The sequence below is a fragment of the Massilimicrobiota sp. An105 genome (assembly GCF_002161155.1).
GTDB classification, from domain to species: Bacteria; Bacillota_I; Bacilli_A; order Erysipelotrichales; family Coprobacillaceae; genus Allocoprobacillus; species Allocoprobacillus merdigallinarum.
Map to the genome: position 1 here is coordinate 1 of NZ_NFLY01000056.1, position 12,327 is coordinate 12,327.

At 31.4% G+C, this 12,327-nt stretch carries 16 protein-coding genes and 1 pseudogene; 7 read left to right on the forward strand and 10 right to left on the reverse strand.

Features of this window, described 5'->3' with window-relative positions; translation table 11 throughout:
* Nucleotides 1-528, forward strand: a 528-nt coding sequence (locus B5E48_RS12070) for a transposase (RefSeq protein WP_143747025.1), incomplete at its 5' end; no start/stop codon positions are given.
* Between the two features lie 345 nt (nucleotides 529-873).
* Here the strand turns inward: B5E48_RS12070 and B5E48_RS12075 are convergent.
* The 3 genes and pseudogenes from B5E48_RS12075 to B5E48_RS13910 form a co-directional block, all read right to left on the reverse strand.
* Nucleotides 874-1,830: a type II toxin-antitoxin system death-on-curing family toxin gene (locus B5E48_RS12075; RefSeq protein ID WP_224762644.1), complete on the reverse strand. Its 957-nt coding sequence runs from the start codon at nucleotides 1,828-1,830 to the stop codon at nucleotides 874-876.
* Nucleotides 1,831-2,061: 231 nt separating this feature from the next.
* Nucleotides 2,062-2,643: a PDDEXK nuclease domain-containing protein gene (locus tag B5E48_RS13905; protein WP_255376278.1), complete on the reverse strand. Its 582-nt coding sequence runs from the start codon at nucleotides 2,641-2,643 to the stop codon at nucleotides 2,062-2,064.
* A 12-nt stretch (nucleotides 2,644-2,655) separates the two neighbouring features.
* A pseudogene (locus tag B5E48_RS13910) lies at nucleotides 2,656-3,084 on the reverse strand (DUF1016 N-terminal domain-containing protein); the annotation flags it as partial.
* 590 nt (nucleotides 3,085-3,674) lie between these two features.
* Between B5E48_RS13910 and B5E48_RS12085 the strand changes: the two are divergent.
* The 5 genes from B5E48_RS12085 to B5E48_RS14130 all read left to right on the forward strand — a co-directional run bounded on the left by B5E48_RS12085 (nucleotide 3,675) and on the right by B5E48_RS14130 (nucleotide 6,488).
* Nucleotides 3,675-4,055, forward strand: a complete 381-nt coding sequence (locus tag B5E48_RS12085) for a TnpV protein (RefSeq protein ID WP_087305305.1) — start codon at nucleotides 3,675-3,677, stop codon at nucleotides 4,053-4,055.
* 107 nt (nucleotides 4,056-4,162) lie between these two features.
* The gene (locus tag B5E48_RS12090; RefSeq protein ID WP_087297871.1) at nucleotides 4,163-4,702 is read left to right on the forward strand and encodes a PadR family transcriptional regulator; all 540 of its coding nucleotides are present in this window, start codon (nucleotides 4,163-4,165) and stop codon (nucleotides 4,700-4,702) included.
* A complete protein-coding gene (locus tag B5E48_RS12095; protein ID WP_087305307.1) occupies nucleotides 4,699-5,487 on the forward strand; it encodes an alpha/beta fold hydrolase in 789 nt (262 codons plus the stop codon). The genes B5E48_RS12090 and B5E48_RS12095 overlap by 4 nt, the downstream gene beginning before the upstream one ends.
* Nucleotides 5,450-5,656, forward strand: a complete 207-nt coding sequence (locus B5E48_RS12100; protein WP_087305309.1) for a cysteine-rich KTR domain-containing protein — start codon at nucleotides 5,450-5,452, stop codon at nucleotides 5,654-5,656. Before B5E48_RS12095 ends, B5E48_RS12100 begins: the two co-directional genes overlap by 38 nt.
* A gap of 46 nt (nucleotides 5,657-5,702) precedes the next feature.
* Nucleotides 5,703-6,488 (forward strand): tyrosine-type recombinase/integrase, encoded by a 786-nt coding sequence (locus tag B5E48_RS14130; protein WP_479684562.1) that lies wholly within the window; start codon nucleotides 5,703-5,705, stop codon nucleotides 6,486-6,488.
* A gap of 125 nt (nucleotides 6,489-6,613) precedes the next feature.
* Here B5E48_RS14130 and B5E48_RS12115 read toward each other — a convergent pair whose 3' ends face one another.
* The 7 genes from B5E48_RS12115 to nrdI all read right to left on the reverse strand — a co-directional run bounded on the left by B5E48_RS12115 (nucleotide 6,614) and on the right by nrdI (nucleotide 11,795).
* Entirely contained in the window at nucleotides 6,614-7,351 is a 738-nt protein-coding gene (locus B5E48_RS12115) for a CPBP family intramembrane glutamic endopeptidase (RefSeq protein ID WP_087244825.1), read from the reverse strand.
* 31 nt (nucleotides 7,352-7,382) lie between these two features.
* Nucleotides 7,383-7,874 (reverse strand): hypothetical protein, encoded by a 492-nt coding sequence (locus B5E48_RS12120; RefSeq protein ID WP_087244826.1) that lies wholly within the window; start codon nucleotides 7,872-7,874, stop codon nucleotides 7,383-7,385.
* A 549-nt stretch (nucleotides 7,875-8,423) separates the two neighbouring features.
* Entirely contained in the window at nucleotides 8,424-8,957 is a 534-nt protein-coding gene (locus tag B5E48_RS12125; protein WP_087305311.1) for an ATP-binding protein, read from the reverse strand.
* A gap of 344 nt (nucleotides 8,958-9,301) precedes the next feature.
* The gene (locus tag B5E48_RS13980) at nucleotides 9,302-9,847 is read right to left on the reverse strand and encodes a transposase (RefSeq protein WP_087305313.1); all 546 of its coding nucleotides are present in this window, start codon (nucleotides 9,845-9,847) and stop codon (nucleotides 9,302-9,304) included.
* Nucleotides 9,844-10,494, reverse strand: a complete 651-nt coding sequence (locus tag B5E48_RS13985; RefSeq protein ID WP_087305314.1) for a transposase — start codon at nucleotides 10,492-10,494, stop codon at nucleotides 9,844-9,846. The genes B5E48_RS13980 and B5E48_RS13985 overlap by 4 nt, the downstream gene beginning before the upstream one ends.
* Before the next feature lie 394 nt (nucleotides 10,495-10,888).
* Nucleotides 10,889-11,521 (reverse strand): DUF3793 family protein, encoded by a 633-nt coding sequence (locus B5E48_RS12140; protein ID WP_087245435.1) that lies wholly within the window; start codon nucleotides 11,519-11,521, stop codon nucleotides 10,889-10,891.
* Nucleotides 11,439-11,795, reverse strand: coding sequence for a class Ib ribonucleoside-diphosphate reductase assembly flavoprotein NrdI (gene nrdI, locus B5E48_RS12145; protein ID WP_087245433.1), 357 nt, complete (start codon nucleotides 11,793-11,795; stop codon nucleotides 11,439-11,441). The genes B5E48_RS12140 and nrdI overlap by 83 nt, the downstream gene beginning before the upstream one ends.
* A 159-nt stretch (nucleotides 11,796-11,954) precedes the next feature.
* Here nrdI and B5E48_RS12150 point away from each other — a divergent pair, with 159 nt between their 5' ends.
* Nucleotides 11,955-12,269, forward strand: coding sequence for a hypothetical protein (locus tag B5E48_RS12150; protein ID WP_087305316.1), 315 nt, complete (start codon nucleotides 11,955-11,957; stop codon nucleotides 12,267-12,269).
* Nucleotides 12,270-12,327: the final 58 nt, after the last annotated feature.

Below are 12,327 nucleotides of genomic sequence, written 5' to 3' on the forward strand. Positions count from 1 at the left end.
ACCAAATCAATGAGATTTGATTTTATGGACAAAGAGAATCTCTGGTATGAGTTCAACTGTAGGGTCGTGAGATTCAAAATATCCGATGATAAATATGAAACTATTATTACCAATTTAAGCAGAGAGGAATTCTCAATGGAAGAAATCCGTGAAATCTACAATATGAGATGGGGCGAGGAAACTTCTTTTCGAGAACTCAAGTATGCCATTGGACTCAATGCATTGCATGCCAAGAAAAGAAAACTCATACAGCAGGAAATCTATGCACGTATGATCATGTATAATTTCTGTCAAAGGATTGTACAGGAAATAAAGATTCCTAAAAAGGACAGAAACAAATATACATATCGGGTTAATTTTACAAAATCCATACATATCATCAGAGAGTTTCTAAGAAAAAAAGGTGGAAAGAATCCACCTGTAGAGTATCTGATAGCTAAAGAGATTCTGCCAATTCGACCCAACAGAAAATACAAGCGACATGTCAAGCCAAAGACTGTCGTATGCTTTAACTATAGATATAACTAACATAGTTTATTATATACCTTGACAGATGTAGTTTCAAGACTACACTTTTTGAGCTTGAGTAAATATTAAAAACCAGGAAAAATATATTTCCATACAATTCCTGGTTAAATATTGTCATCTTAACTTAATGACATTGCTTCGTATGTTTTTTTCTTTTTCTTACTCATATACTTTCTTGCCTTTCATCAATTTTAAATGCTTCTCTCATCCTCTCATAACAATTATGATTATTGTTTTACTCAAATAACATCCCAAATTCATTGATTTTATTAACACTTTCAATTAACTAAAAGATACCAAAAATGAATTATGGTTAAAACATTTCATTATTAAAGAATATTCCTCTTATTTGATAATTGTCTTAATAAGTTGCATCATAATATCTTTATCTTCTGGTCTTGACGTTGCGACTAATATCGTTAAAGTCGCTAAAGCATCATTATTAATTCTTTCTTTTCCATTTTTATATAATGCATTGTTCTTTTCTAAAAAATATAAAAATATTGTTGCCCCTATTCTTTTATTACCATCAATAAAGCTATGGTTTTTAACAATAAAATATAATAATGCACTTGCTTTGTCTTCAAGTGTTGGATATAAGTGATTTCCTCCAAAACTTTGATATATGGTTGATATACTACTTTTAAATGAATCATCTCTTTCAATTGCAAATTGATCTCCTTGATTTGCAAACATTGTATTGTGTATCAATTTTATACATTCATCATATTGAATAACATAAACATCTTTTTGTCCTTCAGGTACTTCTAAAGTATGATGATCATAATCATCTAATATTTTAAAACCTCTTTGATAAGCTTTTAAAAATTCTAACATAGCATCACTCGATGGTAATTTCCCACCTGCTTCTTTATATTGATCCAGCATTTTTGTAACATATTCAATATCTTGAAAATGTCTATCATTTATAACATATCCTTTTAATAAGTATTCTCTTAATATATTATGAGCCCATTTTCTAAAAAGAATACCATTTTTAGATTTTACTCTATATCCAATACTTATTATCATATCTAAGTTATAATATTCAATTTGTCGAGTCACTTGACGAGTGCCTTCTTTTTGAACTGTCGCAAATTTTGCGACAGTTGAATTATCTAATTCTTCTTTTAATGCATTATTAATATGTCTCCCTATTGTCTTGATATCCCTATCAAACAATTGTGATAATTGTTCTCTATTTAACCATACTGTTTCCTTATTAGAATCAATAGTAACATCTAATACAAAATCTCCATTTTTAAATTGTACAACTTCATTTCTTTCTACTATATCAATCATAATATCACCTTCTTCATCTGAAATTTTATTAATTAACTTATTATATCATTTATTTACATTTATTTCATTAACAAGCACAAAAAAAGACCCAAGATATAATCTTGAATCTTTTTCCGTATTTGTTTTGATTAACGTTTTGAGAACTCCGAAACCTTATAAAATAAGGGTTTTTAAGCCTATTTGTCGCTTACTTGTTGCATTGCCATAACCACTCACAAAACTTATATCCACTTATTCTGTATTATTATTAGATGATAATACAGCTTCAACCTGAGCAATAAATTGTTCCTTATCAGGCATATATGTTACATATTTTGAAGCAAAAATATTATTACTCAAGCCTCCTAATGCATACTGCATATCAACATTGCCTTTATCAGTGCATAAAATCAATCCAATTGGTGGATTATCATTTTCGTCATTAATTTCTGCTGTATAATAATTCAAGTACATATTAAGTTGCCCAACTGCTTCAGGCATTAATTTGATAGTTTTTAATTCTATCAATACATAAGATCTTAAAATTTTATTATAGAAAACCATATCAACATAATAATGAGTATTCCCGAACGTTACTCTTTGCTGAGTTCCTACAAACATAAATCCTTTTCCAAGTTCCAAAAGAAACTTTTCAATTTGTCTAACAAGAGCTTCTTCCAAATCAGATTCCATCATTGGTTTATTTTCTGGCAGACCTAGAAATTCAAAAACATAAGGATCTTTTACTATATCTTCTGGTTTGGCAATTTCATTTCCTTTTAGCGCTAATTCAAGAACCTTCTTTTTATTAGTCTCCCCATTTGATAATAACAACCTTTCGAATAATGAAGAGCTAATTTGTCTTTTTAACTCTCTTACTGACCAATTTGCATTAATTGCTTCTTTTTCATAGAAACCACGTTTGTCATCATCAGATATATATAATAATTCGCAATAATGAGTCCAGCTCAATTTTCCAGTCACTGACTGGAAAATTGGATATTTCGTATAGAACATTTTCATGTTATATAAATTAGATTGTGAAAAACCTTTTCCAAATTTATTAGTAAGATTTTTTGAAATAGCAAGTCATTGTTTTTTCCCATATTCACCACGATTATTCTTCAATTCATCTTCAACAATAACACGACCAATATTCCAATAAGCATTTAAAAGTTCATTATTTACTTGTTTTGCGACATTATTTCTAGCATTTGTGATAATACTAGCAATTTCATTTACTAATGCTTCATTGTTTAACAAATTATTTTCCACAATCAACTACTCCTTTCAATATTAATTATTCTTATTATACCCTTATTTTAAAAAGAAAAAAAGAAGCATCTAAACTTCTTACAAAGTCTAAATACTTCTCTAATTTTCTCACAACAATTATTACTAACGTTTTGAGAACTCCGAAGCCTTATAAAACAAAGGCTTTTAAGTCTATTTGTCGCTTACTTGTTGCATTGCCAAAACGACATATCACACCTATTTACGTTATAGCTAGTATTTTATAGTTTCATAACTACTTTTCAACTCAAAGAAATACCTGTTTTTCTTTATATTGATATAATTTCGATTTTCATACTCTACAAATTGGAATTTGAAAACCATAAAATTATGAGTGTTTATTGCTCTCCATAGGTTATCAATAAAATCCTCCAAAATCCTTGAAAATAAAGGATTTATCGCAATGTGTTCGACTTATCTCTCTATATGATTTCACACAATGTTACCCTTGTTCTGCACAATCATAAGGGCAAATTCAAGGACAAGAAAATCTCATAACAAGATATAACAGAGTGTGGCAATCGGAGAACTGTGACATATGTGCGAATATATTATAACGGAGGATTTATTATATGGACAAGTACATTTTTGATGAAAGCAATGGTTTATGGTATGAACTGCAAGGAGATTATTATATTCCTTGCCTTACTTTACCAACCGAAAAAGAACACAAGCCTATCGGCTTATGGGGACAGCGACATAAACGCTATTTACAGGAACATAAACGGGCGGTTTACACTACGCTGCTCACAAGTGGCAAGTTAAATGAATATCTTGCCGATGTCGATAAACAGGCGGAGGAATGCTTTGAAAGGCTTGTGGAACAGATGAAACAGTCACAAGACATAACAGAACAGTTAAAGTCAGAAAACGCCTTAGAATGGGTACAAAAAATGAATAACATACGGGCGTGTGCGATAGAGGTTATAAATAACGAGATAATCTACGCATAACTATTTTGGAGGCAGGACATTTCCTGCCTCTTTTATTATCTATTGACACTATTAGAGGGACTTGATATAATAGTAATATTACTAATAGTAATATATAGGAGAAGTGTATGGATAATATAATACTCGGTCTTTTACTGTTGAGCAGCAGAACAATTTATCAGTTGCGTGAAAGAATAGATAAAGGGCTTAATATGATGTATAGCAGCAGTATGGGCAGTATACAGGCTGCTATAAAGAAATTGCTTAATTGTGGATATGTTCAGTATGAAGAGGTCATTGAGAATGGAAAATATAAAAAGATTTATTCCATAACCGATAGTGGGAAACAGCATTTTATTGAGTGGGTATCCATGCCAATGGAAATACAGAGTAGCAAAAATCCTGAATTGGCTAAATTATATTTTATGGGTTTTTCAACAAAAGAAAAGCGTGAGGCAGGATTACAAGAGTATATTTCAAAGTTAAAGGAACAGTATGATGTGTTGAATGCAATTTGTAAGGAAGCAGAAAATGTCAAAGTTCCTGATAAAAATAAGGACATTCTCCATTATCAGTTTACCGCAGCTCGATATGGCAAAGATTTTATGAAATTCAATATTGAGTGGTATCAAAAACTTCTTGATGAAATGAGAGGAAGCAAGATATGAAATCAATAAAGTTAGCTAATTCGCCAATTACATATTTTATCAGTGGAATAGATCATACCGAATGGATACTTTTTATTCACGCCGCTTTTGTCAATCATAATATGTTCAAATCACAGTTTGAGTATTTTCACAACAAATATAATATTTTGACTATTGACATTATTGGTCATGGACAGTCAACGGATACCAAAAAAGGAGATGGCATAGATAAGATGTCAGAATGGATATTCGACATCTTAAAGGTAGAAAATATTGAAAAAGTACACATTGTCGGCGTTTCATTAGGAGCAGTACTGGCACAGGATTTTGCTAATCATCATCCAAACTCAGTAAGCTCATTGGCATGCTTTGGAGGATATGACATCAATAATTTTGATATTAAAATGCAAAAGAAAAATGGTGTGAAACAGATGGCAATGATGTTGAAAGCCCTCTTTTCGGTCAAGTGGTTTGCAAAAGAAAACAAGAAAATTTCTGCGCATACTTTAGAGGCGCAAAATGAGTTTTTTGATATGAACATACTTTTTCCAAAAAAGTCATTTATGTTTCTGGCAACGCTCAATAGTATGATAAATAAGTATAAAACTGGAAAACGAAATTACCCTTTGTTGATTGGATGTGGAAGCTTTGATATTCCAATGGAATTAGAGGCAGTAAAACAATGGAAAATAAGTGAGCCAAATTGTAGGGTAGTTATTTTTGAAAATGCAGGGCACTGTGTCAATATGGATGTGCCACGGGAGTTTAATGAAACTATGGAGGATTTTTGGACAAGTGCAGAATAAAGAGACTGATTGTAAATTTGTATTATGTCCTGTCTGCGGCAATAAAACCCAAACAATGATACAAGAAAATACTGAGATGAAAAACTTTCCTCTCTACTGTCCGAAGTGCAAAAAAGAAACAATCATCAATGTTCAGGATATGAAAATCACGTTTGCAGTCAGTAAATGATTATGTATGCCGCCGCTATGGGTAATGCCATAACGGCAGTTTTTCAATGCCTATCGGCTATCTCTGTCAATGGTTTTTTTACGCTGTCTTTGCGGTGGTTTCTGTTTGTTGCGTTCCTGTATCTCACGCAAATGTTTTAGCACACACTCTGCTTTTCGGGTGGTTTGTGCTGCTCTTTAGCGGTGGCTGTCGTTTTCCTGCTGACTTGATATTCCCACTCAGCAAGGTCACGGTTGTACTGTTCTACAACGCTTTCCATTTCTCGGAAAGTACGCATAAATACTTGCACATCGGGATAACCGTCCTCTTTGAGCGTGTCGGGGATTTTATCCAGCCTGTCGGCAATCTCTGCTTCGGTTTCTTTGATTTTTACTTCCAACGCTTTTCGCTCTTTGACTTTGAAAAGCCCCTTTGTATCGGCAAGCTGCTGTTTCAACTGCGGCAGAACTTTGTCCTGCTGGAGGTTAAAGAAAAAGACCGCACCTACTATGAGGTTTACAGTCTGCCGAGGTCGGAGGAAGTCCCAGAGGGGTACAAGGAATTATCCTTTGTCTGCCTTAGACCTGACGGGGCATTTGAAGCACCAAGTACAGTGGAGATTATGTGCAGGACAGCAAGAAAAAAGGTGGAGGGATTGGAGGATTTCCACTTCCATATGCTCAGACACACTTATACAAGCAATCTGCTCTCAAACGGTGCAGCCCCTAAAGATGTGCAGGAACTTCTCGGACACGCTGATGTCAGTACCACAATGAACATTTACGCTCACGCTACAAGGGAAGCGAAGCGTACTTCCGCAAGACTGCTGGATAAGGTAATCGGCGGAGAATAAAAAATTTCCCTTGTTTCGGCTCATAAGGGCAAAAACAAGGGAAAATACATAAGGTTTGAACATTTAATAGGCGGTATGCCTTGAAAATACAGGGTTTATAGAGGATTGAATAGATAAATTGGAATTTATTGTTTTGCTTCTCCACAATACCATAAATATATTGAATATACAAGCATAGCAATCAGTCCTATTACCAATAGAACATTCACTTTAATTATAAATACAGACAAAAGAGTATTTGTCAATCCATGAAAAACACTACAAGCAAAAACACATTTCGTTTTTTTGTAAATTGTCGCCAGCCAAAAGCTCAGTATAACAGCTAACGCTAAGAAAAATAGAAATGGCATATTTTGTTGCGATGAGCCATTTACAAACCAAAGGGGAATATGCCAAATTCCCCACACAACACCCGTAATGATTGTGGCTATAGGGAAATTCAATTTTTCCTCTAATAAAGGCTGCATAACACCTCTCCAACCTAATTCTTCTTCGCCGCCATATATAAATGTTGCTTGAAGAAAGATTAAAGGCATCAAATACCATGGTAATGCGGAATTAAATTCCCTTGACGATAAACCTATTGTCAGTATTTCAAAAATAGAAAATAAAAACAAAAAAATCAATGATTTCTTTCTGTAGCCAAAAATAAAATCTAATATAGATTTAACCGTGTTTTTTTCTTCTAAGACAAAGAAAGTTGCTATTGTCGGTCCGAATCCTCCTATAATATGTAAAATAGTGCCTAAAGGATGCGAAAATGGGATAATATTTAAACTCGTTAACACAGCAAGTCCAGACCAGGCTATCCCTGTAATAACAAATGTAATTATAAGAAATTTTGCTAACCTTTTAGTATCCAATTCAGTATATCTCCTTTTCAAATTACAATTTTCAAACCATCTTACTCATTATTAAAGCAATAATTAAAGCAATTATTGCAAATCCAACTATGGTTCCCAGCCATTTGACTATTTTCATTTTTGTAGGAATATAAGGTTTTAATTCTTCTGTATTGGGTATATCCCACGCTTTTGTATGTTCTACCCAATACCAGTCAACAAAAAATCTATCAAATAGTCCCATTATATACATTATAAATAAACTTTGAATAAAAATATTTCCAAACTCTTTTGCATCATTTATATAGCAAACCATTAATGGCACTAGAATAAAACAAGGTAAGTATAAAACTATAATTGATATAATGGTTTGTTTCTTTATTTCTTTTTGAGTAGTATATCCCAATTTTATTGCTTTTTCTTGAACATTCTTTTCGTAAAATACAGTAAATTTTTCAGGACCATTTGCTATACCAATAACACAAAACATTAAAAGTATAAAACATAATACTATACCTTCCATTAGTAACATTAGAATTAACATTAAAATCAACTCGCTTTCAAATTTCAATTTATCTAACTAAATTATCTCATGTGGAGTTTTTTATTACAAGATAATTTAATTTACATGCTTATTTTTCACAATAGGATGTTTGCTGAGATAATCAGATAGAGTAATACTTTTTGTATCATGAAATACGATATCCTTATCTTCATCTACATCTCGATACACAAGATGATTTTGTTCATCTATCACATCATAGAGAAATAGAGAAATATGGTTAGTTTTTTTGTATCTTACTTGTCGCTTACCGTTTTTAATTTATAAATATACAAAAAAACTCAAATCGAGTTTTAGCCGATAAATAAAGGCTTTTGCTGATTTGAGTTTCTTTGAATTGTTCTGGGTATTCCCAAAAATTAACGTTTTGAGAACTCCAAAGCCTTATAAAATAAGGGTTTTCAAGTCTTTTTGTCGCTTACTTGTTGCATTGCCAACACATCTTATAGAATTCTAGAGCAAATGTCGTAATAACATTCATGCTTAAACCTCGCAACACCTCGCATCTACCTCGCAATTTACATCCTCTAACTATTTCATTTCATATGTCTGTTTAGGGTCATATTTACTTCCATTACGCTTAATGATGTTTAATTTAATTAGATGATTTAATCTAGCAGATATTGTATTAGGTGCTTTACTAGTGAAAGTGCATAATTCTGCTCTTGTCACTGTCTTCTTGCTTGCTAAATAAGTTAGAATTGATTTTTCTAATTCATCAAGTTGTTGCCATATTTCTGGTGTTATAATACGTTCCAAACGACTTTCTTGTCGAATGTTACGCATTACAATATTATTTTTTAATATCAATTTAACTGAATATTCAGGTTCACTATACTCTGGTTCATCTAAAAAGAAATCTGCCATATCAGAATAAATACGTTTTACTCCTTCATTCAATTCTCTTACCCAACCAAAATCAGTTAATACCCTTGAAGTTCTCGGATTTCTTGCATAACGAGTATCTTTGATATTATCAACTGTCACAATATTTGGTAGCTTTCCTGGACTTTTAATTTCTAAACGATCATCAAACATAGTCACCAGAATATATCTTCCACTCATCCCATACTCTCGATGTGTTACAGCATTTACTATACCTTCTAATCACGAAAATTCAGGATATTCTGGAACTGTTTTAAATTTACCAGTTAATGGATCCAATGCGGTAAATTCTCTTAATTGAGATGAAATAAATAATCTAGTTTCATCAATCAATTTAAGAATATTACATTCAATATTTTTATCTTTAACCCAAATTATTCATGAAAGCAAATTTGTGATGAAAAATTTATAAATCATGTCTATTTTCTAGCTTAAAAAATGTTATCCACCGTAAAATTGTGAATAACCGTAGCTAAAAAAGTGTAGTTTTTCAACTACTTTCAATAAACTATGGATTTTATGTTTTAATTCTGCAGTTTTTGATAGTATTTTAAGAATTTCTTCTTATATCTATATGCACTGCTAAATGACAATATGATTCTTCTTGCATGTCGTATGACCTTTACTGCTATCTTTTGATACTTGTTTCTAAATGTATTCATTCGTATCTTCTGATCTTTGCCTTCTAATACAAGAATCCTAAATAGATGATAGAAGTTATAACACAGTGATGATATCATGAACTGGAAACAGTTCTTTTCAAAATCATGATGTCCTACATTATCTCCATTGAAATCATCTTTCAGTTCCTTTGTGAAGTTCTCTGAGTTTCCTCTCTCCTCATAGAAGTCACAGATGTCTTCGCATGATCTTTTCATGTCATTTGTTATGATGCAATAGATAACTGGGAACATTGTCAACTGTTTATCCTGTGCTGGAAATACCTTAAAAACATATCGGCATGGTGTGGATAGACTTTTAGGTGAGTATTCTATCTCTCCATAATAGGGTTCCTGATTTGTGTAATTCAAATAATCAATTCCATTGTCTTCCAGATGTTCAATGATCATATTTTGAATCTTTTCATAGCTTTTGCTCTAATGTAGTATTGAATATCTTCATGATGCATATAATCCATGAATTCAGTATTGTAGAATGCACTGTCACCCCTCATGGAAACAGTCTTGCCTTTTCTATCAAGATGTGCCAGTACTTCCTTGAGTTCATTGATGAATCCATTAGATGAGTATGCTGCTCCTGTTCTAAAGTTGGAACTTAACAACAGTTTGGTATTATATTCATTAATCATCATTGGATGGTATCCATTGACACCATAATGGTAGATATATGCAGAAGCTTCCTGATGTCCATGAGTTTGTGTTTTTGTTGAATCGACGTCAAGAATGATATTCTCAACATGCCTATTGACATAGTCGCAACCTAATCTTTGAATATGTTCCTTAAGTGGATCATCAACAAGTGTCATTTGATCAGCCTGATTGAAGTAGCCTAAAAGGTTACGTAAAACAATTTGAGTGACAATGTCAGAATTGGAATACTTAGGCAATCTTCTTGTATCATTGAAAGGAATGTCATCTAATGAAGATAGCAGATTGTACTTTTTAAGAAATGAAAGAAGCAAGATGCTGCCACCATCACAGGAAATGTTGCCACCGTTAAAATTTATGTTGTCAAAATTGAAAATAGATTGTATCATATAAGTGCTCCTTGTATTGTAGTTTGGTCACTTACATTATACAGGAGCTTTTATTATATATAAAGAAAACTATTCACCCAACGGGTGAATAGAAAAAGAATAAATAAAAGCAGAAAATGCCTATGAAATAAGGATATTTCATGATTATATTATAATCTCATGAATAATTAAGGGATACTATATTATTGTGTCTATTAGGTGATAAGTATAAAAGAGACTATAACTTTTAAAGACTGTAAATCTTTAGAAATAATAGTCTCTTTTATTAACCACAAAACACTTAATTGTATTAGTACATTCAAAAAACATCTTACAACTATAATATAAATTTTATGCATTTCTTGAATCATATATGTCTTAAAAAATATATTTTAGTGCATTTAGCCTGATTTATTCAATGTACTAGTGTTGCTATTTTTCTTCCATTCCTAACTTCTTTTATGAAATATTCTCGAACGGATTTATATAATTTAAATCTTTGTTGAGCTTCATCTGGATTAGAATTATATACTTTCCAAGTCCCAATCATAATGCAAGATTGCGACTCAATAAATCCAATCACATCCTCTAAAGGATAACCTAATAAAACTCCTATTTCATGTGGATACTCAATAGATTCATTCAATCTTTTTTCTAAATGATTAAATACCGAATGAATTGAAAATTTTTTATACCCATAAAGTGAAAGAAAATGCTTTACTTCATCTCTATTAAGTAATGATTCTAATTGCTTTTTTGAAAAAACAAAAATAGTAACTCTACTATTTAAAGATTGAAAAATATGTATATATATATTTTTGGTTTTTAAAATTTGATTATATGTTTTAATAGTTTCATCAATATCTTCAAATTTTGACTTTTCTAAATGAAACATATTTGCAACCTTACATTTACATAAAGTTGGAGCACAATGGTGAGCTAATAATTCCTCGAAATATTCTTGTTTAGACATTATCAATAATATCTTGAATAGCAGAAACATCAGCATCTGTCCCATTATTTTCAAATCTGTAAAGACATGGAACATCAAATTCCTGACTAATTATATCTCCGGCTTTACAAAAAGCCTCACCATAACCTTTGTCACCAGATACAATTACACCTTGTATAAAATTTGAATTATTTGTTAAAAAATCAGAAACTTCTATTGGTACTTCTCCATATCCATCAGTATAAGTAAACAATAAATATGGTTCAGAAACAATTTCTTTACCTGTTTTAATTTGTAAAGATTCAGAAATCAATAATTGATCAATCATTAATTGAACATTTCCAGTTCTACTTGCATAAACAACTTTCATATTTACCTCCTGGTTAGCTATTGCTAACTTCTATGTTATAATAATATAGCAATTTTAATTACATGTAAAGAATTTTTATAATTTTTAACCATTTTCCCTTTATAGATAGGCTAAAAATCTAATTTTTTTTGGCTATTTAATTGAAAGGGGGAAATTGATATGGCCTATAATCATCAAAAAGAAGAATTAAAATGGAAAAGTAAAAAAAGAAAGGAGGAATTAATATTAAGAAATCTTAGGACTCCAGAATCAATTATAAAGGAGCTATATGAATACGATAGAATAGATTTTAATCGCGACAGAAAATACAAAGAAAATGAAATTACTACACAAGAGAACTTTTTTGTTTGTAAACCAACATATGACCAAATTTTTATAATTTCTGTAGAAGATTTATTAAATCAAATTGAAAATGATTATTCGCATGTAAAAGCACTGGTAGTCGCAGACATCTGCACCACCTCAATCGCATAAAGTGCACCACTTATATTTATACACAATTATAGTCAATCATGTCCAAACATGATTGACC